The organism is Pseudomonas neustonica (assembly GCF_003797945.1).
GTDB classification, from domain to species: Bacteria; Pseudomonadota; Gammaproteobacteria; order Pseudomonadales; family Pseudomonadaceae; genus Halopseudomonas; species Halopseudomonas neustonica.
Genome location: NZ_RKKU01000019.1, coordinates 31,031 through 55,467, shown reverse-complemented (window position 1 = coordinate 55,467; position 24,437 = coordinate 31,031). Strand labels below are relative to the sequence as shown.

At 56.4% G+C, this 24,437-nt stretch carries 21 protein-coding genes; 2 read left to right on the top strand and 19 right to left on the bottom strand.

What is annotated here, in order from left to right; translation table 11 throughout:
- Positions 1-127 precede the first annotated feature (127 nt).
- Positions 128-646, top strand: a complete 519-nt coding sequence (locus tag EF096_RS14090; protein WP_158611286.1) for a GspH/FimT family pseudopilin — start codon at positions 128-130, stop codon at positions 644-646.
- A gap of 61 nt (positions 647-707) precedes the next feature.
- Here the strand turns inward: EF096_RS14090 and argJ are convergent, their stop codons facing one another.
- The 3 genes from argJ to EF096_RS14075 form a co-directional block, all read right to left on the bottom strand.
- Positions 708-1,925, bottom strand: a complete 1,218-nt coding sequence (argJ, locus tag EF096_RS14085; RefSeq protein WP_123890441.1) for a bifunctional glutamate N-acetyltransferase/amino-acid acetyltransferase ArgJ — start codon at positions 1,923-1,925, stop codon at positions 708-710.
- A 157-nt stretch (positions 1,926-2,082) separates the two neighbouring features.
- Positions 2,083-4,824: a preprotein translocase subunit SecA gene (secA, locus tag EF096_RS14080; protein WP_123890440.1), complete on the bottom strand. Its 2,742-nt coding sequence runs from the start codon at positions 4,822-4,824 to the stop codon at positions 2,083-2,085.
- 174 nt (positions 4,825-4,998) lie between these two features.
- Entirely contained in the window at positions 4,999-5,931 is a 933-nt protein-coding gene (locus EF096_RS14075) for a M23 family metallopeptidase (protein WP_123890439.1), read from the bottom strand.
- A gap of 77 nt (positions 5,932-6,008) precedes the next feature.
- On the opposite strand from EF096_RS14075, the gene EF096_RS14070 reads away from it, so the two are divergent.
- Entirely contained in the window at positions 6,009-6,461 is a 453-nt protein-coding gene (locus tag EF096_RS14070) for a DUF721 domain-containing protein (RefSeq protein WP_123890438.1), read from the top strand.
- 160 nt (positions 6,462-6,621) lie between these two features.
- Here EF096_RS14070 and lpxC read toward each other — a convergent pair whose 3' ends face one another.
- From lpxC to mraZ, 16 genes are all read right to left on the bottom strand, one after another.
- A complete protein-coding gene (lpxC, locus tag EF096_RS14065) occupies positions 6,622-7,533 on the bottom strand; it encodes a UDP-3-O-acyl-N-acetylglucosamine deacetylase (protein ID WP_123890437.1) in 912 nt (303 codons plus the stop codon).
- Positions 7,534-7,644: 111 nt separating this feature from the next.
- Positions 7,645-8,823 carry a cell division protein FtsZ gene (gene ftsZ, locus EF096_RS14060; protein ID WP_123890436.1) on the bottom strand — a complete coding sequence of 393 codons (1,179 nt, stop codon included), beginning with the start codon at positions 8,821-8,823 and terminating at the stop codon, positions 7,645-7,647.
- 92 nt (positions 8,824-8,915) lie between these two features.
- Entirely contained in the window at positions 8,916-10,151 is a 1,236-nt protein-coding gene (ftsA, locus tag EF096_RS14055) for a cell division protein FtsA (RefSeq protein WP_123890435.1), read from the bottom strand.
- A 10-nt stretch (positions 10,152-10,161) separates the two neighbouring features.
- Complete coding sequence (locus EF096_RS14050; protein ID WP_235869746.1) at positions 10,162-11,025, bottom strand: cell division protein FtsQ/DivIB; 864 nt, start codon at positions 11,023-11,025, stop codon at positions 10,162-10,164.
- Between the two features lie 12 nt (positions 11,026-11,037).
- Positions 11,038-11,955 carry a D-alanine--D-alanine ligase gene (locus tag EF096_RS14045; RefSeq protein WP_123890471.1) on the bottom strand — a complete coding sequence of 306 codons (918 nt, stop codon included), beginning with the start codon at positions 11,953-11,955 and terminating at the stop codon, positions 11,038-11,040.
- The gene (gene murC, locus EF096_RS14040) at positions 11,955-13,361 is read right to left on the bottom strand and encodes a UDP-N-acetylmuramate--L-alanine ligase (protein ID WP_218565776.1); all 1,407 of its coding nucleotides are present in this window, start codon (positions 13,359-13,361) and stop codon (positions 11,955-11,957) included. Before murC ends, EF096_RS14045 begins: the two co-directional genes overlap by 1 nt.
- A 34-nt stretch (positions 13,362-13,395) precedes the next feature.
- Entirely contained in the window at positions 13,396-14,469 is a 1,074-nt protein-coding gene (gene murG, locus EF096_RS14035) for an undecaprenyldiphospho-muramoylpentapeptide beta-N-acetylglucosaminyltransferase (RefSeq protein ID WP_123890433.1), read from the bottom strand.
- Positions 14,462-15,637, bottom strand: coding sequence for a putative lipid II flippase FtsW (ftsW, locus tag EF096_RS14030; protein WP_123890432.1), 1,176 nt, complete (start codon positions 15,635-15,637; stop codon positions 14,462-14,464). Before ftsW ends, murG begins: the two co-directional genes overlap by 8 nt.
- A complete protein-coding gene (murD, locus tag EF096_RS14025) occupies positions 15,634-16,983 on the bottom strand; it encodes a UDP-N-acetylmuramoyl-L-alanine--D-glutamate ligase (protein ID WP_123890431.1) in 1,350 nt (449 codons plus the stop codon). Before murD ends, ftsW begins: the two co-directional genes overlap by 4 nt.
- Before the next feature lie 20 nt (positions 16,984-17,003).
- The gene (gene mraY / locus EF096_RS14020; protein WP_123890430.1) at positions 17,004-18,086 is read right to left on the bottom strand and encodes a phospho-N-acetylmuramoyl-pentapeptide-transferase; all 1,083 of its coding nucleotides are present in this window, start codon (positions 18,084-18,086) and stop codon (positions 17,004-17,006) included.
- Position 18,087: 1 nt separating this feature from the next.
- The gene (locus EF096_RS14015; protein WP_123890429.1) at positions 18,088-19,476 is read right to left on the bottom strand and encodes a UDP-N-acetylmuramoyl-tripeptide--D-alanyl-D-alanine ligase; all 1,389 of its coding nucleotides are present in this window, start codon (positions 19,474-19,476) and stop codon (positions 18,088-18,090) included.
- Positions 19,469-20,920: a UDP-N-acetylmuramoyl-L-alanyl-D-glutamate--2,6-diaminopimelate ligase gene (locus tag EF096_RS14010; RefSeq protein WP_123890428.1), complete on the bottom strand. Its 1,452-nt coding sequence runs from the start codon at positions 20,918-20,920 to the stop codon at positions 19,469-19,471. The genes EF096_RS14015 and EF096_RS14010 overlap by 8 nt, the downstream gene beginning before the upstream one ends.
- Complete coding sequence (locus tag EF096_RS14005) at positions 20,917-22,662, bottom strand: peptidoglycan D,D-transpeptidase FtsI family protein (RefSeq protein ID WP_123890427.1); 1,746 nt, start codon at positions 22,660-22,662, stop codon at positions 20,917-20,919. Before EF096_RS14005 ends, EF096_RS14010 begins: the two co-directional genes overlap by 4 nt.
- Positions 22,659-22,949 carry a cell division protein FtsL gene (gene ftsL / locus EF096_RS14000; protein ID WP_123890470.1) on the bottom strand — a complete coding sequence of 97 codons (291 nt, stop codon included), beginning with the start codon at positions 22,947-22,949 and terminating at the stop codon, positions 22,659-22,661. The genes EF096_RS14005 and ftsL overlap by 4 nt, the downstream gene beginning before the upstream one ends.
- Positions 22,950-22,966: 17 nt before the next feature.
- On the bottom strand, positions 22,967-23,905 hold the full coding sequence (gene rsmH, locus EF096_RS13995) for a 16S rRNA (cytosine(1402)-N(4))-methyltransferase RsmH (RefSeq protein WP_123890425.1): 939 nt from the start codon (positions 23,903-23,905) through the stop codon (positions 22,967-22,969).
- Complete coding sequence (gene mraZ / locus EF096_RS13990) at positions 23,902-24,357, bottom strand: division/cell wall cluster transcriptional repressor MraZ (RefSeq protein WP_123890423.1); 456 nt, start codon at positions 24,355-24,357, stop codon at positions 23,902-23,904. Before mraZ ends, rsmH begins: the two co-directional genes overlap by 4 nt.
- Positions 24,358-24,437 lie beyond the last annotated feature (80 nt).

Sequence of the window (24,437 nt, the reverse complement as noted above, 5' to 3'; positions counted from 1 at the left end):
TTCGTACAATATAGGCACTGTATTCGGCAAGGTCTTGCTTGCACCGATAGTCGGTCAGATAGAGGGGATGACAGGCGCGTTTTAACTTGCCGGCCCTGCAAAGCGACTCATGCTCAAGGAGAGAGCGATGAAAAATGGCGGTTTTACTCTAGTTGAAATGCTTACTGCACTGGCAGTAATCACCTTAATCCTGAGTATTGGGCTACCTTCATTTGGCAAGCTGGTAGATAGCCATCGTCTGGACGTCGGCAAGGAACAACTGGCACGCAGCATTCAACAAACCCGCGAAGAGGCTTTGCGACGCAACCAGGCAGTGACCATGGCACCGCTGAACGGAGATTGGAACGAGGGCTGGCGCATTTTCATTGATCACAATCGTAATGCTGCATTCGATGCTGAAGACGAGTTGCTGGCAGAAGATTTTGCCGCTCGGGTCAGCCACATACATGGCAGTGGCGCGTTAGCGAAGTATTTACGCTACAACGCGATGGGAGAGTCTGAGCTGCTGCATGGAGGCTTCCTTGCTGGCACCCTTTACCTGTGTCCGGCACAGCAAGGCGGCGATGGCAGAAGGCTCATTATTAACCGCGTTGGCCGCCTGAGGATGGATGCCAGTGAAATCCCGGCAAGCTACTGCTTACCCTGAGACTAACAGCACAGCGGTCAAGCAAAAGCCTGGCGACAAGCTGCCGCCAGGCCAAAATACATCAGGTTCTGTATTCGGCATTGATTCGCACGTACTCATGCGACAAGTCAGTAGTCCATAAGGTCTCACTGAACTCACCGCGACCAAGCTCGATGCGGATAGTAATTTCGGCCTGCGCCATCACACGGGCGCCCTGCTCTTCGCGGTAGTCTTCAGCACGGCCGCCCTGGCGCGTGATACAGACATCATCCAGATAGACGTCAATCTTCTCGACATCCAGACTCGGCACCCCGGCATAGCCTACAGCGGCCAAAATACGACCCCAATTTGGGTCAGATGCAAACAGCGCCGTCTTGATCAACGGCGAATGCGCCACGGCATAACCGACATCCAGACACTCATCGCGGTTACCGCCACCGTTCACCTGAATAGTCACGAACTTGGTAGCACCCTCACCGTCACGCACTATTGCCTGAGCCAGCTCCAGCATCACTGCATTGATCGCCTCGCTCAATTGCTGATATTCGGCACTCTCAACCGTGTTTATCTCAGGCATATTCGCCTGCCCGGTAGCAATCAGCATGCAAGAGTCATTGGTGCTGGTGTCACCGTCAATGGTGATACGGTTGAACGACAGATCTGCCGCCTTTTTTACCATCTGCTGCAGCACAGGCTGCGCCACTTTGGCATCAGTAGCGACATAACCCAGCATGGTAGCCATATTGGGGCGGATCATGCCCGCCCCCTTTGAGATACCGGTAATAGTCACCAGTTGACCGGCCAAGGTGATCTGGCGACTACTACCCTTCGGCTGAGTATCGGTGGTCATGATGCCTTCGGCCGCCATAGCCCAATTACTTTCAGACAGGTCAGACAAAGCCGCCGGCATGACATCGATAATTTTGGCAGCCGGTAGCACTTCTCCGATAACGCCCGTGCTGAACGGCAGCACTTGCTCCAGGGCAACACCATTCAGTTTAGCCAGGGCCTCACAAGTGCTTATAGCGGCCTGCATGCCTGGCTTGCCACTGCCCGCGTTAGCGTTGCCGGTGTTAACCAGCAAATAGCGGGGAGAGTGGCTCAGGTGCTTGCGCGTCAGCGTAACCGGGGCAGCGCAAAATGCGTTAGTGGTGAACACGCCTGCAATGCTTGCGCCTTCGGCGGCCTCCATTATGACGACATCCTTGCGGCCAACTCGCTTGATGCCTGCCGATGCAATACCAAGACGGAAGCCGGGGACTGGGTGCATAACAGGCAATGGGCCAAGACCGACAGGCATAGCGGAAACTCCAAAGAAAGAAAGGGGAGCTGCAAGGCGGATGGCCGCCCCCTGCAAGCTGCAAATAGTTTTAAGTTTTGGCGAAAGCTGTCAAGTGCTTTGTCAGACTGTTTGACGTAGCTTGGAGCTTAGCGCTTGGAGCTACTGAGCCAAAGGCTCAGCTTATCTGCCCGTGGCAATGCTTATATTTTTTGCCAGAACCACAATGGCATGGTTCATTGCGACCCACCTTAGGGCCTTGCCGTGTGACAGGCGTGCCCGCGGCGGCAGGCTCTGCAGACTGATCAGCCGCACTGTCTGCATCGGCGACAGCGGCAACTTCTTCATGCTTGAATTGCATGCGCTTCTGCATCTCTTCGGCCTGCTGTCGCAGCCGCGCTTCTTCTTCTGCGGGGTCTTCACGCTTGATCTGCACGTGACTCAGAACCCGCACAGTGTCGCGCTTAAGGTTACCCAGCATCTCTTCGAAGAGGTTGAATGCTTCGCGCTTGTATTCCTGCTTGGGATTTTTCTGCGCATAACCGCGCAGATGAATACCCTGACGCAGGTGGTCCATGGTTGCCAAATGCTCTTTCCACAGATCATCCAATACACGCAGTAACATCTGCTTCTCGAAAGAACGCATAGCGTCTGCGCCAGCCAGCAGCTCCTTCTCTTCGTAAGCAAGCACCAACTCTTCCAACACGCGCTGACTGACACCTTCTTCGGCCAGCATTTCATTCTCATCCAGCCACTGCTGAACCGGCAGGTGCAGGCCCAGCTCAGTAGCAAGCTGCTGTTCCAGTCCAGCGATGTCCCATTGCTCGGGCAAGCTGCCGCTGGGCATATGCTGACTGACCACATCGGCTACCACGTCTTCACGAATAGCCTGAATGGTTTCCGATACCGTTTCACTGGCAAGAATGGTGTTGCGCTGACCGTAAATGACCTTACGCTGCTCATTGGCCACATCATCGTATTCCAGCAGCTGCTTACGAATATCGAAATTGCGACCTTCAACCTTGCGCTGCGCTTTTTCAATGGCATTGGTCACCATGCGATGCTCGATGGCCTCGCCTTTCTCCATACCCAATGCCTTCATGAAGTTCTTAACCCGGTCTGATGCAAAAATGCGCATCAGGCTGTCTTCCAGCGACAGGTAAAAACGACTGGAACCCGGGTCGCCCTGACGACCAGCGCGACCACGCAGCTGATTATCGATACGACGCGACTCGTGACGCTCGCACGCAATAATGTGCAAACCACCGGACTCAAGCACCTGCTGGTGACGCTGCTGCCACTCATCCTTGACCTGAGCTATCTGCTGCTCGCTCGGGTTCTCCAGACTTGCCACCTCAGCTTCCCAGCTGCCGCCAAGGATAATATCGGTGCCGCGACCCGCCATGTTGGTTGCGATAGTTACCGCGCCTGGCCGACCGGCCTGGGCGATAATCTCGGCTTCTTTCTCGTGGTACTTGGCGTTCAGAACCTTGTGCGGGATCTTCTCCCGAGTCAGTAACTGGGCAACCACCTCTGAGGACTCGATTGATGCTGTACCGACCAGAGCTGGGCGCCCACTTTCCATGCACTGCTTGATGTCTGCGACGATAGCGGCAAACTTTTCATCAATGCTGAGGTACACCAGATCATTGTGATCCTTGCGAACCATGGGTTTGTTGGTAGGGATAACCAGTACGTCCAGACCATAGATCTGGCGAAACTCAAAAGCCTCGGTATCCGCCGTGCCCGTCATACCTGACAGCGTCGGGTACAAACGGAAGTAGTTTTGGAAAGTCGTGGAGGCGAGGGTCTGGCTCTCAGCCTGAATCTTCAACCCTTCCTTCGCCTCAATGGCCTGATGCAGGCCTTCTGACAAGCGACGGCCCGGCATAGTACGACCAGTATGTTCGTCGACCAGTAATACCTGATTGTTTTGTACGATGTACTCTACATTGCGATGAAACAACGTATGCGCACGCAAGGCCGAGTGCACGTGATGCAGGAGGTTCAGGTTCTGTGCGGCGTAAAGGCTATCACCCTCTGCCAGCAGCCCTTCCTTGACCAGCAACTCTTCAACGTATTGGTGACCCGCCTCGTTCAACTCTACCTGGCGGGTTTTCTCATCAATACTGTAATGGCCATCGACTTCTTCCTCGGCCTCTTCAGCGGGGTAGCCACGCTTGAGCAAAGGGATAAGCGTATTAATGGAGGTATAAAGACGTGAGCTATCTTCAGCCGGGCCGGAGATAATCAACGGCGTCCGCGCTTCGTCAATCAGGATGGAGTCAACCTCATCCACCACCGCAAAATTTGGCTCCCGCTGGAATTTATCTTCCATGCGGAACGCCATATTGTCGCGAAGATAGTCAAAGCCCAACTCGTTATTAGTGCCGTAGGTAATATCGCACCGATACGCATTGCGCTTTTCTTCCGGGTCTTGGAATGGCACTACGACGCCAACCGACATCCCCAGGAATTCATAAAGCGGGCGCATCATATTGGCATCACGCGTGGCCAGGTAATCGTTCACCGTCACCACATGCACGCCCTTACCGGATAGCGCATTGAGATAGACAGGCAGAGTGGCGACCAGGGTTTTACCCTCACCGGTCTTCATCTCGGCAATCTTGCCTTCAAACAATGCCATACCACCAATCATCTGCACATCGAAATGCCGCATACCCATAACGCGCTTACTGGCTTCACGTACCAGGGCAAAAGCTTCGGGCAAAATTGATTCAAGTGGCTCACCGTCCAGCGCGCGCTGCTTCAGGTCCGGTGTTTTCGCTTTGAGCTGCTCGTCGCTGAGAGCGTTAAGCTCTTCCTCCAGTGCGTTGATTGCACTGACGACCTTACCCATCCGCTTCAGCTCACGATCGTTCTTGCTTCCCAACAGCTTTCTCATTAAAGGCGCAAACATAGTCGACTTCGATATCCATATTGGTGATCGGCGAACCCGGCAGTTGCCGCGGGAGGTCGCACAGAAAAAGGCATTCTACTCTGATTATTGCCCGACAATAAACCGGGCGCACGCAAGGACGCCCGGGCACCGCTGTTGCAGCGCCCTTGCGTTAGATATGGGGATCAACAGGGATTATTTCAATGCGACATAGCGTGCAGGATTGACTGCCATGCCGTTACGATAGACTTCAAGGTGCAAATGAGAGCCGGTAGAGCGACCTGTGGTACCCACCGCCGCAATCTCCTGCCCCTTCTGCACCAGATCACCCTTGCTGACCTTTAGCTCGGAGGCATGGGCGTAACGGGTCTTGTAGCCACCACCATGATTGATCTCAACCATATTACCGTAGGCGCCGCTGCGCCCGGAAAATACGACCACGCCGCTACCGACAGCATAGATAGGGGTGCCACGAGGGGCGGCAAAGTCCAACCCGCTGTGCGTGGAAATACGCCCGGTAATCGGGTCGGTGCGACGCCCAAATCCAGACGACAAACGCCCAATGCGCACAGGCTTGAAATCAAGTGCCGAGTCAACATCAGACTGCCGACTCACCATCAGTTCTTCCAGCAACTGTAGCTGCTGCGTGCGATCATCAATCCGCTCGGCCAGTTGCTCAATAACGTTTTGCAAATCAGGCGAGTGATAGCTCAAGTCGTCGGACTGCAGCTCAGGCCCACCCATACCCGGATCGATATCATCGCCAAAGTTAAACTCGCCGTCTGAAAAGTCAGCTAACTCGGTCAGGCGCTCACCCAGTGCATCCAGCCGCGTAAGGCGCATTTGCAGACGAGCCAACTGTTGGCTCATACGCTCCATTTGTGCCTGTTGCCCGTCATCCTCCCCGACATCCTCTATGTCGTAATCCTGGAGTACCTGCTGCCATTGCGGCGCGTCTGTTTCAGCCACTTCATCAAGAGCCCCGCTTCCACCAAGCAGCTGCCACGTCAAAAGCGCGGCGGCAATGGGCAAAGCAGTAAGCACGGCGATACCGGCAGCAACCCAGGGGGCACTTAACGTAACCGTTCGCGACGCACCATGGCGCCCAGTGAGGATAATAATGTTCAAATAAAAGACCCCAAACAATCATGATGGCGGTTCTGATAGGATAACCACCACATCACTCCAACCTGGTTCAGACCTGCATGGCTTTCTATCCGCTGGATGCACGCCGACCCACTGATCTGCTGCGCACCAACACCACCCTGAAAAAACTCTACGCTCAGGCGAAATCTATCGAGCGCCTGCAGTCTTTGGTAGAGACTCAACTGGAGCCTGCAGCAAGGGAACACTGCAAAGTGGCGTCATTTGCAGACGGCGTTTTGCGCTTCGTGGTCAGCAGTAGCCATTGGGCTACACGCCTCAGATACCAGCAAAAGCGTCTTATTCGCGCATTACAAGCCTACAATGAATTCGCAACTTTAACGAAAATACACTGCAAGGTACAACCGCCACTGATCAAAAAAGCACCACCAGTTCGCACAATGCGCAGATCCAGTGTTGCTGCCGAACACCTGCAGGAGACCGCAGAGCAGGTAACTGACCCCAATTTACGCGCCGCACTGCAGAAGCTGGCAAGTCATCACAACGGCAACTGAAGACAGCTCGATGGCACAAAGTGCCATTATCAGGATTACCCCTTGCTGAGCAAAAGAGCCGCCAAGTAGACATTCGAGAGAAAAGAAAACGGCCACCAGAGGTGGCCGTTAAATATAGAACGAAACGAGAAAGCTGTCAGATGACTGCTTTAAGTGACGCTTAGACTGCAGCAGCCGGGCGCATAAACGAAATAGGCGCCGTACCCGCATCTTCAAAGGTCACCACTTCCCAGGCGTCCTTGGTTGCAAGCAGCGTGCGAAGCAACTTGTTATTCAGCGCATGACCTGATTTGTAGCCCTTGAACTCACCCACCAAGCTTTTGCCCAGCAGATAAAGATCGCCAATGGCATCCAGGATCTTGTGCTTAACAAACTCATCTTCATAACGCAGACCGTCCTCGTTGAGTACTCGATACTCATCAACAACGATTGCATTATCCACACTACCGCCCAACGCCAGATTCTGGGAGCGCAGATACTCGATATCACGCATAAACCCGAAGGTCCGGGCGCGACTCACTTCCTTTACAAAAGAAGTACTGGAAAAGTCCACGCATGCGGTCTGACTGCGACCACGGAAAACCGGATGGTCAAAGTCGATACCAAATGAAACCTTGAACCCCTCGAAAGGCACGAAGGTTGCGGTCTTGCCATCCTCTTCCACAGTTACTTCGCGTTTTATACGAATAAACTGCTTGGCGGCGTCCTGCTCCTCAATACCAGCGGACTGGATAAGGAATACAAAAGGACCGGCACTACCGTCCATAATCGGCACTTCAGGAGCACTCAGCTCGACATAGGCGTTATCAATACCCAGACCGGCCATGGCAGACAGCAAATGCTCTACTGTATCAACCTTGGCGCCGTCCTTGATCAGGGTCGTGGACATAGTAGTCTCACCCACGAACTCGGCACGCGCCGGGATCTCGACCACGGGGTCGAGATCGGTACGGCAGAACACGATGCCCGTATCCACAGGTGCAGGTTTCAGCGTGAGATATACCTTCTCACCCGAATGCAGACCAACACCAGTGGCCCGGATGATGTTCTTCAGTGTGCGTTGTCTGATCATGCTTGACTGGGTCCGCTCTAGTTGCGAATAATTTTCAACAAATTGGCGTGCATGATAGCAAAGTACGCCTTTGTTGAATACCAATAAGCCCTATGCCACCGATTGATCAGATCAATCGGCCTGGCGACGCAGGAAGGCTGGAATATCGAGATAATCCAGATCTTCAGCTGGCTGGCTCAAACGCGCGGCTGCACTGCCCTGAGGATGCTGATTACGCATCACCGTAGGACGATCCAGGTCGCGGTAGTTTGGTGCAGAGCCTTCACCCTGGCGAGCAGACGGTGCTTGAGCCTGCGCAGCAGTGTTATCCACTACCTTGACCGGCTTTTCCACCTTGGCACCCAGACCAGTAGCAACCACAGTAACACGCAGCTCATCACGCATCTCTGGATCAATAACGGTACCAACCACAACAGTCGCGCTTTCAGAAGCGAACTCTTCTACGGTGCTACCCACCTCGGAAAACTCACCCAGGGACAGATCCGGACCGGCAGTGATGTTAACCAGAATACCGCGTGCGCCCATCAGGTTGACGTCTTCCAGCAGCGGGCTGCGGATAGCGGCTTCAGCAGCTTCACGAGCACGATTTGGCCCACTGGCGTGACCAGTACCCATCATCGCCATGCCCATTTCGCTCATAACCGTCTTCACGTCGGCGAAGTCAACGTTGATCATACCCGGACGCATGATCAGATCAGCAATACCTTGTACTGCGCCCAGCAATACATCGTTTGCCTTACTGAAGGCAGCCAGTAGGCTGGCGTCTTTACCCAGTACGGTGAGCAATTTTTCGTTAGGAATAGTGATCAGTGAGTCAACGTGCTGACTCAGCTCACGAATACCTTCTTCTGCGATCTGCAGACGCTTACGGCCCTCGAACGGGAACGGTTTGGTTACCACAGCCACTGTGAGGATGCCCATTTCGCGTGCCACTTCTGCAACGACAGGCGCTGCACCGGTACCGGTACCGCCACCCATGCCAGCAGTAATGAACACCATATCGGCGCCCTGCAGCACTTCAGCAATGCGCTCGCGATCTTCGATCGCAGCTTCACGACCAATCAGCGGGTTGGCGCCAGCGCCAAGGCCCTTGGTTACTGCCGAACCCAGCTGGAGCACTGTGCGCGCGCTGACATTTTTCAATGCTTGCGCATCGGTATTGGCGCAGATGAAATCCACACCCTCGACGTTATTGACGACCATGTGCTGGAGCGCATTACCACCGCCACCACCGACACCAACAACTTTGATTACTGCGTTCTGAGGAACGTTATCGATCAGTTCAAACATGACCTTCTCCTTGAGTACAGACTCGTTTCGTTTTCGTTTCGTTTACTGCGTTTAGCCCGCTTTGGCGGGTCTACTACTTAAACTGCAAGTGCTTAAAAGTTGCCTTGAAACCACTTCTTCACCCGTTCGACAACTGGCACTTTATTGCCGCTGTCGCTCGGGCTATTGCTCTGCTCGCCATGGTGTTTGATGCCGTAATGCAGCAGGCCTACACCGGTGGCGTATATCGGGTTACGTACCACATCGGTAAGCCCCTTGAATTCTTGCGGCATGCCAAGGCGAACCGGCATATGGAAGATCTCTTCCGCCAACTCGATCGCGCCTTCCATCTTGGCGGTACCGCCGGTCATCACGATGCCGGCCGGAATCATGTCTTCAAATCCGGAACGACGTAGCTCGGCCTGAATCAGCGTGAACAACTCGTCATAGCGCGGCTCTACCACTTCAGCCAGAGCCTGACGAGACAGGTCGCGCGGCGGCCGATCACCGACACTGGGCACCTTAATGGTTTCTTCTGGACCCGCCAGCTTGGCCAGTGCGCAGGCATAACGGATCTTGATCTCCTCGGCGTACTGAGTCGGGGTGCGCAACGCCATCGCGATATCGTTGGTGACCTGGTCGCCCGCGATCGGGATAACCGCTGTGTGCCGGATCGCGCCTTCGGTGAAGATGGCGATATCCGTTGTGCCGCCGCCAATATCAACCAGGCAGACGCCCAGCTCTTTCTCGTCCTCAGTCAGCACGGCGTAGCTGGAAGCCAGCTGCTCCAGGATCACATCTTCTACTTCCAGGCCACAGCGACGGATGCACTTCTCGATGTTCTGCACAGCGTTGAGCGCACAGGTCACCAGATGCACCTTGGCCTCCAAACGCACACCAGACATGCCAAGCGGCTCCCGTACACCTTCCTGGTTATCGATCACATACTCCTGCGGCAGGATATGCAGCACCTTCTGGTCAGCCGGAATAGCCACTGCCTGCCCAGCATCGAGAACCCGTTCGATATCTGCCTGCACCACCTCACGATCACGAATCGCGACGATGCCATTCGAGTTCAGGCTGCGAATGTGGTTACCGGCAATACCCGCAAAAACCGAGTGAATCTGACAACCCGCCATCAGCTCGGCCTCTTCGATCGCCCGCTGAATCGACTGCACGGTGGACTCAATATTGACCACCACGCCTTTTTTCAGGCCGCGTGAGGGGTGCGAGCCGATACCCACGATCTCCAGCTCGCCGTCCGCACCGATCTCGCCGACCAGTGCCACGACCTTGGAGGTGCCGATATCCAGCCCTACAATCATCCTGCTACCCTGCTTGCTTGCCATAGTCTTCCTGTCACTCCCCCGATTCGGCCGGTTCAACTGGCTCTCGCCAAGCCACGGCCATACCATTGCTGTAACGCAAATCTACTCGCGCGATCATTTCTCGCCGGTCCTGCAGCAACCTTTGCTCAATCGTCATGAAGCGCTGCATCTTGTCCACCAGGTTGTCGCGCCCGAGCAAAACTTCAATGCCGTCTTCGGTAGTCAGAAACCAGCTACCGCGATCACGCAGCTCAAGTTTGCTGACCACCATGCCCTGCGGGCGCAGCAGGCTGCTGAACTGCTGGTAATGGCGCATTACACGACGCTTGGCGCGCTCAGGACCATCAAGCTGCGGCAGCTGTGCAAAACGACTGATATCGTCTGGCGTAAACGCCTTACCCTGATTGTTCAATAACGCCGCATCACCCCAACGGGCGATCGGCAACTGCTCGTCCAGGTCTATCACCAGCTTGTCCGGCCAAACCCGTTTAACCGATGCGTCTGCAACCCAGGGCATTGCCAGCAAATCGGCATGCAGACCGTTCAGATCAATACCCAGAAAGCTTTCATGCAAATAAGGCTGGATAACCTTCTGCACCGCTTCACGATCGATGTAAAGCAACTCACCGTCGACAGTAATCAGCGATACCGGTCTATCTGCCAGCGGCATCAAGCGACTACCCAGCTCGTAAAGCCCCATCCCCAGCGCGACCAGCAACAGTGGCCACAGCAGTGACTGCAGCCGGCGTCCCAGTCCATCGAACGACGGCTTACCCAGGCGACTGCGTACACTCGGACGCGGAGCAGGAGGCGTCACGCGCACAGCGCCGCGGCTCGACGCTTTGCGTCGTGCAGCAGGTGCGGTGCGTGAATCGCGGATCATCTGCCCCAACATTGCTTGACTACCTCAGCAGCGGGCGCTGGCAAGAATCGCCAGCACCAAATCGGTAAATGACATACCCGTGGCTTTAGCAGCCATCGGCACCAGGCTGTGATCGGTCATACCCGGCACAGTGTTAACTTCCAGCAGATAGAAACGTCCTGCCTCATCCTGCATCACGTCTACCCGCCCCCAACCACGACAGCCAACGGCATTGAAAGCACGAAGACACAAGTCTGCGAGCTCGGCTTCTTTTTCTGCCGGCAGCTCACACGGACACAGATACTGGGTATCGTTGGCCAGGTACTTGGCGTCGTAATCGTAAAAATTGTGTGGCGTACGCAAACGGATGGCCGGTAGCGCCTTGCCATCCAGAATGGCGACGGTAAATTCCGCGCCCTGCACCCACTGCTCAACAAGCGCCTGATCGTCGTAAGCCTGCGCACCTTTCCACGCATCCTGAAGGTCCGCCAGGCTATCGGCCTTGGCCATGCCGATAGACGAGCCTTCATGCACCGGCTTGATGATCAGCGGCACACCCAGCTGGTCGACGATACCCGCGCACTCGTCCATCGCACCCAACATGGCGTAGGCCGGCGTCGAGAGGCCCAGGCTTTGCCAGATTTGCTTGGTAATCAGCTTGTCCATGCCCACTGCTGACGCCATAACACCGCTACCGGTATAAGGAATACGCAATGATTCCAACAAGCCCTGCAGGCTGCCGTCCTCACCACCACGCCCATGCAACGCGATGAACACACGATCCGGGCGCTCGGCAATCAACTGCTCTGCCAGACGCTCGTCGGCGTCAATGCCATAGGCATTCACACCCGCACCCAGCAGCGCTTCAAGCACTGCTGCGCCGGACTTCAACGAGACGGCGCGCTCAGCTGAACTGCCACCAAACAGGACGGCCACACGGCCAAAGGCTGCTACATCTACCATCACGCCTTACCTCCAGCGTCTTTTGCTGCCAATGCCTCAGCCAACTGCTGAGCAAGACCGCCAATATCCCCTGCGCCCTGGGTCAACAGAATATCGCCCGGCTGCAGCACGGCTTCCAGGAGCGGCATGACATCAGCATCGCGCTCCACATAAATAGGGTCCAACTGACCACGCTGGCGAATGCTGCGGCACAGGTGCTTACTGTCTGCGCCAGGCACGGGTTCTTCACCGGCCGGGTAGACTTCCATCAGCAGAAGGGCGTTGGTCTCGCCCAACACCTGCACAAAGTCTTCATAGAGGTCGCGGGTACGGCTATAGCGGTGCGGCTGATAGAGCATGACCAAACGACGCTCCGGCCAACCGGCGCGCACGGCCTTGATCACCGCAGCCACTTCACGCGGGTGATGTCCGTAGTCGTCAACCAGCATGATCTGGCCATCAGCCCAGCTGTAATCGCCATACACCTGAAAGCGGCGACCCACGCCCTGAAAGCCAGTCAAGCCGGCCAATATGGCTTGGTCGGAAACGCCCTCATCCGTCGCAACCGCAATGGTTGCCAACGAGTTCAGCACGTTGTGCACGCCAGGCATGTTGACCGAGACATTGAGCGGCTCATGTCCTTCACGCAGTACCGTAAAGTGGGTTTGCATGCCTTGCTGGTGAATATCGACTGCGCGGATATCGGCGTCTTCTGACTCACCATAGGTGATGACCTGACGATTGACCTGCGGCAGAATCTCGCGCACCACCGGATCGTCGATACACAGCACAGCCAGCCCATAGAATGGCAGGTTGTGCAGAAATTCAACGAAGGTGCGCTTCAAGCGATTGAAGTCGCCTTCGTAGGTGGCCATGTGGTCTGCATCGATATTGGTGACGATCGCCACCATCGGCTGCAGATGCAGGAAGGACGCATCACTTTCGTCTGCTTCAGCCACCAGATAGCGACTTTCACCCAACTGGGCGTTGGTGCCGGCGGCGGTCAGCCGACCGCCGATAACAAACGTCGGGCTCAAACCGTCGGCAGCCAGTACCGACGCAATCAAACTGGTTGTTGTGGTCTTACCGTGGGTCCCAGCGACCGCAATACCATGGCGATAGCGCATCAGCTCGGCCAGCATCTCTGCGCGCGGCACCACAGGTATACGCTGATCCATCGCAGCGGCGACTTCCGGGTTCTGCGGATTAATGGCGCTAGAGACGACCAGTACATCAGCCGACTGCACATTCTCCGCACGATGCCCAATATCAATCCGCGCCCCGAATTCTTCCAACCGCTGGGTAACTGCGGAGCGCTTGAGGTCTGAGCCAGACACTTCATAGCCAAGATTCAATAACACCTCAGCGATCCCGCACATACCTACGCCGCCGATACCCACAAAGTGAATGCGGCGAATGCGGCGCATTTCCGGCAGGGTGAACGTTGCCTTGTTACGTTTTTTACTGTTCACGAGCAACCTCCAGGCAGGCACGCACCAAATCTGTGGTGGCATTGGGTGTTGCTTGTTCGCGGGCGCGTAATGCCATCTCTTGCAGTAACTCCGGTTGATTCATATAAGTCGTCAATTTCTCTGCCAACAGAGCACCGGTTAGCGTGGCCTGGGGCAGTAGCTCTGCGCCGCCCCGCTCAGCCAGGTAGCGCGCATTAGCGCTCTGGTGATCATCAATAGCGTGTGGCAGCGGGATCAAAAACGAGGGACGACCCGCAGCGGCCAACTCACATACCGTCAGTGCTCCCGCGCGGCAGACCACTAGATCAGCCCATTCATAGGCGCCGCTCATGTCGGCAATAAAGGCCTCGACATCAGCTCGCACTCCGGCGTGTTGATAGCCTTCACGTGCAGTCAATAGATGTTGCTTGCCGCACTGATGAACAACCTGCGGACGCTGCTCCTGCGGGATCAGGCTGAGCGCTTCTGGCAAAAGCCTGTTCAGCGGCATAGCACCAAGGCTCCCGCCCAGGACCAGCAGCCGCAGCGGACGCCGACCATCGAAAGCAAGCGCCGGCACCTGGAAGATCTCTTCGCGCACGGGGTTACCCGTGCTGCGACGGCGCTTGTCGTCCGGAAAGCTACCCGCGAAACCTTCGCAGCAGCGCTTGGCAACGCGCGACAAAAGCCTGTTGGCAGTGCCCACTACTGCGTTCTGCTCATGGATGATGACCGGAATACGATGCATCCACGCGGCCAAGCCACCCGGACCGGTCACGTAGCCACCGGCGCCCAGAACAAACACCGGACGCAACTCAGACAACAGCTTGAGCGACTGGCCCAACGCACGAAGAATACGGAACGGTGCCTTGAGCAGATCCAGCTTGCCCTTGCCGCGCAGCCCCTGAATATCAATGTAATGAATCGGGAAGCCAGCCTGCGGCACGAGATCGACCTCGATACCTCGGCGCGTTCCCAGCCAGTGCACGTCGAAACCTTGATCACGCAGCAAGCGAGCACAGGCCAGTGCGGGGAATACGTGCCCACCGGTGCCACCAGCCATTACCAGAACTCTTTTAGCCATTTGCGGCCTCCCGTAGCGCCTGACGACGCTCCCAGTCAATGCGCAGCAATAGGCCCAAAGACACGCAGCACACCACCAACGAGCTACCGCCGTAGCTTAGAAACGGCAACGTCAGCCCCTTGGTTGGCAACAGGCCGATGTTAACGCCCACATTAATCAGCACCTGACCACACCACATGATTGCCAGACCGTAAGCCAGATAGGCGGAAAACATCCTGCCGGCGCGCTCGGCCCACAAGCCGATATACAGCGCGCGTACCGCAACGAAAATCAGCAGTGCGAAGGCGGCCAGCGCACCAATCATGCCCAGCTCTTCAGCCAGCACGGAAAACACGAAGTCGGTGTGCGCTTCGGGCAGATAAAACTGCTTCTGAATGCTATTACCCAAGCCAACCCCCAGCCATTCGCCTCGCCCGAAGGCGATCAACGCCTGGGTCAGCTGATAGCCAGTACCGTAGGGGTCATCCCACGGATTGAGAAAGCCGGTCAGGCGCTGCAAGCGGTAGGGCTCGAACGCGACCAGAAGACCGGCCAAACCGCCAAGCGAACCGAACAGCAACAGAAAGCGGAACAGCCCTACACCGCCCAGGAAAAGCATGCCGGTGGCCGCCCCCATCAATACCACGGTGGCCCCAAAGTCGGGCTCAATGATCAGCAACCAAGCCATAGGGCCAAGCACCATGAAGGGCTTGATAAAGCCGAACCATTGCTCTTTGACTTCTGCCTGACGATGCACCAGGTAACCGGACAAAAAGACCACAGCAAACAACTTGGCCAGCTCTGAGGGCTGCACGTTAATGGGGCCAACAGCAATCCAGCGCCAGCTACCGTTAACTTCACGGCCGATGCCGGGAATCAATACCGCCAGCAGCAAGGCAAAGCCGAGGAACAACAGCGGGAACCGGAACTGCTCCCAAAGGCGCACCGGCACCGCCAGGGTAGCCGCCATCGCCAGCAAACCGATCACCAGATAGACGATCTGGCGGTTCATGTAATAAAGCGGGTCGCCGAGACGACCGGCCGCTACTTCCATCGAGGCGGACGTCACCATGACCAGCCCTAACGCGAGCAAACACAGAGACCCCACCAACAACGGCAGGTCCATGTCAAACCGACGCTCGCCAATCAGCGGTGCGCTAGCGTCGCGAGCAGTGGCAAGCCAGTTCATAGCGCTAGCCTCCCGACGGCGTCGGCAAACAAGCGGCCACGCTCTTCAAAGTTTTTAAACATGTCCAGGCTGGCGCAAGCAGGCGATAACAACACGATGTCACCGGGCTGCGCTTTGGCCGCTGCAAGCTGCACTGCAGCTTCAATGCTATCGACCTGCGTAGTATCCAGACTGTTTGGCAACGCCGCCGCAACCTTGTCTGCGTCACGCCCCAAAAGCACCGCAGCGCGGCAATAGCGCTCGACCGGCTGGCTCAAAGGTTTAAAGTCGGCGCCTTTACCATCACCACCGGCAATCAGCACCAACTTGCCGTCAATGTCCGCACCCAAGCCGTTGATGGCCGCCAGCGCAGCGCCCACATTGGTCGCCTTGGAATCATCAAAGAAGCTAACCCCTGCGTGCTCCCCCACCCACTGACAGCGATGTGGCAAACCGGCAAAGCTACGCAACGTCTCCAGCATGGGCTGCATCGGGACGCCGGCAGCATGCCCAAGCGCCAGCGCCGCCAGCGCGTTGGATTGATTATGGGCGCCACGCATTTTCAGCTCGCGAGTTGGCATCAAAGGCTCAAACTGAAAGGCCAGCCAGCTTTCACCGTCTTGCTGTACCAGTCCAAACCCTTTGAAGTCAGGACGTGACAGACCAAAAGTGAACGTAGGCAACTCATCTGCGACCAGGGGACGCGACAAGGCGTCGTCACGATTCACCACAACCTGCTCTGCGCCGCGAAATATGCGGTGCTTGGCCAGATGATAAGCAGCAAGGCCGCTGTAACGATCCATATGATCTTCGCTCACGTTCAATACCGTGGCGACCCGCGCATTCAAGCGGTCTGTGGTTTCCAACTGGAAGCTGGAGAGTTCGAGCACATACAGCGCCGCATTCTCATCCAACAGATCTAGCGCAGGTGTACCCAGATTGCCGCCGACAGCTACCGCAATTCCCGCGGCAGCCGCCATCTCGCCAACCAGTGTGGTGACGGTACTTTTCGCGTTTGAACCAGTAATGGCCACAATCGGCGCCTTTGCCTCGCGAGCAAACAGTTCGATATCGCCGACGATAGACACACCAGCTTTAGCGGCGGCCAGCAATGCAGGCGTACTCAACGCAATACCAGGGCTGACAATCAGCTCGCTGGCGCCACACAGGAGCTGCTCATCAAGCTCACCCAAATACAGGTCAGCCATGGGCGCAAATCGCTTCAGCTTGTCCAGACCCGGTGGGTTTTGGCGGGTATCAACCACGGCAAATGACAGGCCTCGGCCCGCCAAATAACGGGCGACCGAGAGCCCGCTACTGCCGAGCCCGACGATGATCCGTTTTTTGTCCGTAGTAATCAGTGACACCCGTTATTCCTCAGCTTCTATTAACGCAGTTTCAAGGTAGCGAGACCGATCAACACCAGTACCACGGTGATGATCCAGAACCGCACAATCACGCGCGGTTCAGGCCAGCCCTTCAATTCAAAATGGTGGTGAATCGGCGCCATGCGGAATACGCGGCGCCCGGTCAACTTGAACGACGCGACCTGCACAATCACCGACAGGGTTTCCACCACAAAGATGCCCCCCATGATGAAGAGCACAATTTCCTGCCGCACGATGACAGCAATCACACCAAGCGCGGCGCCCAGCGCCAATGCGCCGACGTCGCCCATAAAGACTTGAGCTGGATAGGTGTTAAACCAGAGAAAGCCAAGACCGGCGCCCAGCAAGGCACCACAGAAAATGATCAGCTCACCTGCGCCCGGCACATAGGGGATCAGCAGGTACTCGGCGAACTTCGCATTACCCGACAGATAGGCAAAGATACCCAGCGCGCCACCAACCATGACTGTTGGCATAATCGCCAGACCATCAAGACCGTCAGTCAGGTTGACCGCATTGCTGGAGCCCACAATCACAAAGTAAGTCAGGACAACGAAAAACGCGCCCAACTGAAACTCTACCTGTTTAAAGAACGGCACGATCAGCGTGGTTTCGACCGGCGTTTGCGCGTGCATGTAGAGCACAATTGCAGCAACCATCCCGAATATCGACTGCCAAAAATACTTCCAGCGTGAAGGCAGGCCACGCGAACTCTTCTCAACCACCTTGCGGTAGTCATCCACCCAACCGATAGCGCCAAAGCTCAGTGTCACGCCCAACACAACCCATACATAGAGGTTGCTCAAGTCCGCCCACAACAGCGTGCTAATACCGATTGCGACCAGGATCAGCGCACCGCCCATGGTCGGCGTACCTGCCTTGGACAAATGCGATTGCGGCCCGTCGTTGCGCACTGACTGACCGATTTGGCGAAAGCTCAGGGTGCGGATCATCCAGGGGCCAAGACACAGCGCTAATGCCAGCGCCGTGAGCACACCCAGAATCCCGCGCAGCGTCAGGTACTGAAAGACCGAGAAGCCGGAGTAGAACTGCTGTAGATATTCGGCTAGTAGAAGCAACATATCAGCTGACCCTGTTGTCGTTGTTTTGCGTGTCAGCCGAGGCCGTCAGACCGGCAACAACTTCATCCATACCCGCACTGCGCGAGCCCTTGACCAGTACCTGAGTACTGATATCCAGTCGCCCTTTGAGCGATTCGACTAATTCATCCTTGCTGGCGAATAGCTCGCCGCGCTCACCAAAAGCCTCGACCGCCAACGCAGAAAGCCGGCCAACCGCATAGAGCCCATCCAGTCCTTTCTCTAATGCGTACTCGCCTACCTCGGTATGGCTGGACTCAGCCCAGTCGCCCAGCTCGCCCATATCGCCCAGCACCAGAATCCGGGTTCCCTGCAAGCCAGCCAGCAGATCAATAGCGGCCTTCACTGAGGCAGGATTGGCGTTGTAGCTGTCGTCAATGATTTGTGCTCCAGCCACACCAGCACAGCAGTTGCCGCGACCGGCTACCGGCGCCAGGTCGGCGAGGCCATTGCTCACGCATTCCAGCGAAACACCCGCCGCCAGTGCAGCGCCCGCTGCGGCAAGCGCGTTGGCGACGTTATGCTGACCGCGCAGCTGCAATGAAACCTGCACTTCACCGGCAGGCGATTGCAGCTTGAATGAAGGGCATCCCTTGCTATCGATTTCAATCTGTTCAGCGCGCAGTTGGGCCGTCGGATTTTTCAGACTGAAAGCACAGCAAGTGCGCTTGCTACCCAGCAACTGGTACCACTGCTCAAACCAGGGGCTGTCCAGGTTGAGGATGGCCTGGCCACCATCAGGTAACTCACTGACGATTTCACCTTTCGCCTTGGCGATACCTTCCGGGCTGCCGAAGCGCCCCACATGTGCCATCTCGGCGTTGGTCAGCACGCTGATATGCGGCTTTGCCAACCCCATGGTGTAAGCAATATCACCAGCAGCAGCAGCACCCATTTCGACAACCGCATACTGATTCGTTTTCTGTAAACGCAAGAGCGTCAGAGGCACGCCCAGTTCATTGTTCAGGTTACCCTCAGTGGCCAATACACTGCCGGCATGGCGCAGGATGGCTGCCAGCATTTCCTTGACGGTGGTTTTGCCGCTGGATCCAGTAATCGCGATGATCTTGCCCTTAAAGCCATCACGCACCAGCGCGGCGAGCTGACCCAGCGCCAGCTGGCAATCGTGGACCAGCAGCTGAGGCAGCTCATCATCAACCAGATATTCAACCATCGCAGCAGCAGCGCCCTGCTCGCGTGCCTGAGCCACGTAGTCATGGCCGTTCACGCGGCTACCCGGCAACGCGACAAACAAACCTCCGGGCTGCACCGCACGAGCATCAATACTGACGCTGTCAAAGTGGGTATCCACACCGTTCATAGTCGCCGCAAGCGGCTTCAATAGTTCCGAAAGGCGAATTGCTTCAAGCATGTTGCGCCTCCCATTGCAGAAGCGCCTGACGCGCATGTTCTATATCGCTGAAGGGATGACGCACGCCTTCAATCTCCTGGTAAGTTTCATGCCCTTTGCCGGCGAGCAGAATGACATCGCCGGCGCCTGCCTTGGTGATCGTTGCAAGGATCGCCTCAGCACGGTTGGGTATGACGGTGGCAGAGCCACTGCGTTCCATACCCTGGCAAATTTGCTTAATAATCTGTTGTGCCGACTCACTACGCGGGTTGTCGCTGGTCACCACGATTTCATCCGCGCGCGCTTCAGCCACCTTGGCCATCAGCGGGCGCTTGCCTTTATCGCGATCACCGCCGCAACCAAATACGCAAATAACCCGACCGCTGGCATGCTCATGCAACGCAGCCAACGCCTTGTCGAGCGCGTCCGGGGTGTGCGCATAATCGACCACCACCAGAGGCTTCTCGCCGCCGCCCAGACGCTGCATCCGACCCGCCGGTGGCTGTAGCTGAGCAGCCAACTCGAGCACCTGAGGCAGAGCAATACGCAAGGCGTATAAGCTTGAAATTACGGCGAGCAGGTTGCTCAAATTAAACCGGCCCAGCAACGCACTGCGTAACTGAAAACGCTGCCCCTGAGCATGCAACGTGGCGCTTACGCCATCAGTGCCGTACTGGACATCGCTGCAGTAAAAGGTGGCGCTGGCGTCTTCCAGGCTATAGCTGATTACCGGCGAGCTGCATTGCGCTGCCAACTCACGCCCAAACCGATCGTCAATATTGATTACGGCAGCCTGCAGAGGACGCTTGAACAACAGCGCCTTGGCGGCGCCGTACGCCTGCATATCACCGTGATAATCGAGGTGATCGCGGCTTAGATTGGTAAAGACCGCAACGGCGAAATCCACTGCGGCAACACGCCCTTGATCCAGCGCATGGGAAGACACTTCGACAGCCACGTGGCTGGCGCCTTGCGCGTGCAAACGTGCCAACTGAGCCTGCATCAGCAAAGCGTCGGGCGTCGTCATGCCGTGTTCGGAAAGTTGCCCAAGCATGCCGCTACCCAGAGTGCCAATCACACCGCAAGGCTTGGCAGCCATATCGAGGGCTTGAGCAAGCATTTGGCTAACACTGGTTTTGCCATTGGTGCCGGTTATACCGATCACCTGCAATTGCTTACTGGGTTGCTGATAAAAAAGCCCGGCCAGTTCGGATAGCTTTTGCTGCAACTCGGGAACTGCAATCGCGCAGACTGAAAGAGGAGCTATCTCGTACTCGGCAGGCTCGTAAGCAACTGCGACGGCTCCTGACGCAACGGCCTGATCGATATAAGCACGACCATCCTGCTGTAATCCCGGAACGGCAAGAAACAGATCGCCAGGGCGAACGCGACGACTATCCATCGTCATGCCGCTGATCTCGAGATCAGGCGTCACTTGAGCCGGAAATAACTGAGCCAGTTTCATCCGCGCGCGCCCTCCTCTGGCAAAGGCGGCAACTCAACCTGCTGCGTATCGCTGAGATTATCCGGAGCAACATTCATCAATCGCAGTGCGTTGGACATCAAACCGCTAAACACGGGAGCCGCAACCAGGCCGCCGTAGTAACCGCCATTACTGGGTTCATCAACAACCACAGCGATCGCAATGCGCGGATTGGTACTCGGACCAAAGCCTGCGAATAGGGAACGGTAGGCGTCTTCCTGATAGCCATTGCTTGAAGTGCTGACCTTGCGCGCCGTACCACTCTTGCCTGACACGTGGTAGCCAGGCACACGCGCACGGTAGACACCGCCCTCACCTTCAATGACGTTTTGCAGCATGCCCTGAACGGTCTTGACTGAATCTTCCGGCAGCACCTGCTGTGCAGCGGGTTCTTCATCCACCCGCAGCAGCGACATGGGCACCTTGCGCCCATCATTAGCCAGAATCGAATAGGCCTGTGCCAACTGCACAGCTGTGACAGACAAGCCATAGCCATAGGATAGCGCTGCTGTTTCCGCCGAACGCCACTCACGATAGCTCGGCAATTTACCTACCCGCTCGCCCGGAAAACCAAGACCGGTATACTCACCAAGCCCTACGCTTTGCATGGCGTCGTGAACGGCCTGACCACCAATATCGAGTGCCACCTTACTCATGCCAACGTTACTGGACTTCAACAAAATGCCACTCAGATCCAGTACGCCGCCAGGGGCACGCGATACGTCACGAATGGTATAGCGGCCAATACGCAGGGTACCGGGATAAACGTTAACCTTGTCGCTCGGTTTCCAGCGGCCGGTAGCCAAAGCGGCAGTCATGGAAATGGGCTTCATGGTCGAGCCAGGCTCGAACACATCGATCAGTGCGCGATTTCGCATCATGCCGGGCTGCAGGTTGGCGCGATTGTTGGGGTTGTAGGTTGGATGATTGACCATCGCCAACACTTCGCCGGTACGCACATCCAGCATCACGATAGAACCGGCTTTGGCATCAAATTCCTGCAGCGCTTCGCGCAATTGACGGTGCGCCAGATACTGCAAACGCAGGTCAATTGACAGCTTCAGATCATTACCAGGGCGGGCATTACTGACAACCTGCACATCCTTAATCAGTCGGCCACGACGATCCTGCAGCACTTGCCGCTTCCCGGGTACACCTTGCAGCCACTGGTCATAGGCCAATTCCAAACCTTCCTGGCCTTTTTCATCCAAATTGGTAAAGCCAACCAAATGTGCTGCAACCTCGCCCGCAGGATAAAAACGGCGATACTCTTCGATGCTGTACACACCATGCACCTGCAACGCCATGACGGCTTCACCATCCAGCGGTGTCATGCGGCGACGCAAATAGATGAATTCTTTATCTGCGTTGGCTTTGAGTCGATCGTTAAAGGTGGAGAGGTCTGTACCCAGAGCACGGGCCAGGTCCGGCCAATGCGCTTCCTGGTCGATCAACTGCGAAGGGTTTGCCCAGATAGTCAAAACGGGTGTGCTGACAGCCAACGGCTCGCCATTGCGATCGGTAATCTGTCCGCGGTGCGCAGGAATAGGCACATGGCGCACGCTGCGCTTGTCACCCTGGCTTTTGAGGAAACCCTCATCCAGCACGTGCAGCTCGACAATGCGCCAGGACACAGCCACACAGCACAAGCCAAGCAGCGCGATCACCAGACGAAAACGCCAGGGATACAGACTGCCATTGGGCTTGAAGCCGAATTTCTTCATGGCTGCACCAAAATGACGTCGCTCGGCTCTGGCACATGCATGCCCAGTTGCTCGGTCGCGATACGCTCAATGCGGCTATAGGCCGTCCAGGTGCTTTGCTCAAGCACCAGGCGTCCCCATTCGGCTTGCGCCTTTTCTCGTACTTCTATTTCCGCTGCCATCTCGTTCAGAAGCAAACGGCTCCAGTGAGCGCTATAAGAAACCGCCAAAGCAGTGATCACCACCAGCACACCCACCAGCAGCAGCCAGCCGCTGCCCGCCGGCAGATGCCGTTGTGATTTGATCATTTGCTCTGGCGCGGTCATTAGCGCTTCTCCGCGATACGCAGTACAGCGCTGCGAGAACGAGGGTTTGCCGCAATTTCTGCAGCAGTAGGCTTGATCGCCTTACCAACCAGATTGACCGACACCGGAATATCGATATCACGGATAGGCAGGTCGCGCGGCAGCGGTGCGCCCTTGGCCTCGCGGCGCATGAATTGCTTAACCAGACGATCTTCCAGCGAATGAAAGCTGATCACCACCAAGCGGCCACCCGGAGCAAGGCACTCCAGAGCCGCGCGCAAACCGTCAGCCAAATCGTCCAGCTCACGATTGATAAAAATCCGGATACCCTGGAAAGCGCGCGTAGCAGGATGCTTGCCTTTCTCCCACGCGGGATTGGCTTCCTTTAATACCGCTGCGAGATCACCTGTGCGGGTAAAAGCCTGCTGCTCACGGCGCGTAACAACGGCGCGAGCCATGCGTTTGGAGAAACGCTCTTCACCGTATTCTTTTAATACAGTGGCAATGTCGCTTTCGCTGGCACTGTTGACCCAATCCGCTGCGCTTTGACCCATACCCGGATTCATACGCATATCCAACGGGCCGTCATGCAAGAAGCTAAAGCCGCGTTCGGGGTCATCCAACTGCGGCGACGACACCCCAAGATCCAGCAGTACGCCATCGACCTTACCGTGCAAACCCTTGTCCTTGAGCTCTTGCGCCATATCGGCAAATGAGCGCTGCACAACGACAAAGCGGCCGTCTATGGCCGCTAGTTCATTCCCTGCCCGGATGGCTTCCGGATCTTTATCGAAGGCGATCAGGCGCCCTCCCGGCGCCAGCCCCGATAGCAGCGCGCGACTGTGCCCGCCGCGCCCGAAAGTACCGTCGATATAAAGCCCGTCCGGTTTAATGGCGAGCCCTTCCAGCGCTTCATTCAGCAGAACGCTGACATGCTGGTAATTGGATTGCGCGTTCATAGGCTCAAGGAATGCAGTTCCACCGGTAATTCACCGGTGTCCTGCGATTCGTCCAAGTAGGCACTGGTGGTGGCCGTCCAGGCCTCTTCACTCCAGAGCTCAAATTTATTGATTTGCCCGACCAGCATGACTTTCTTGTCTAGCCCGGCGTGCTCGCGCAACAGCGGCGGAATAACAAAGCGGCCGTTATTATCCAGCTCCAGATCATTGGCATTACCAATCAGCAGGCGCTGTAGCCGCTTTACCGCAGGATTCATGTTCGGCGCAGAGCGCAGCTGCGCCTCAACCGCCTCCCACTCCTGCAAGGGATAAATCCAAAGACAACGTTCTTCCAGTGCAATAGTCGCCACCAACTGACCGCCACAGGACTCCACCAAGCGGTCGCGATAGCGCGCAGGCATCGCGAGTCGCCCTTTGGCGTCCAGATTGATGGCGTTGGATCCACGAAACACGCTGTTTACCTTCCCCTTTGGTGAATTGACGCTCTACGCCAATAATTCCCACTTTTATCCACTTCATGCCACTTTTGCAC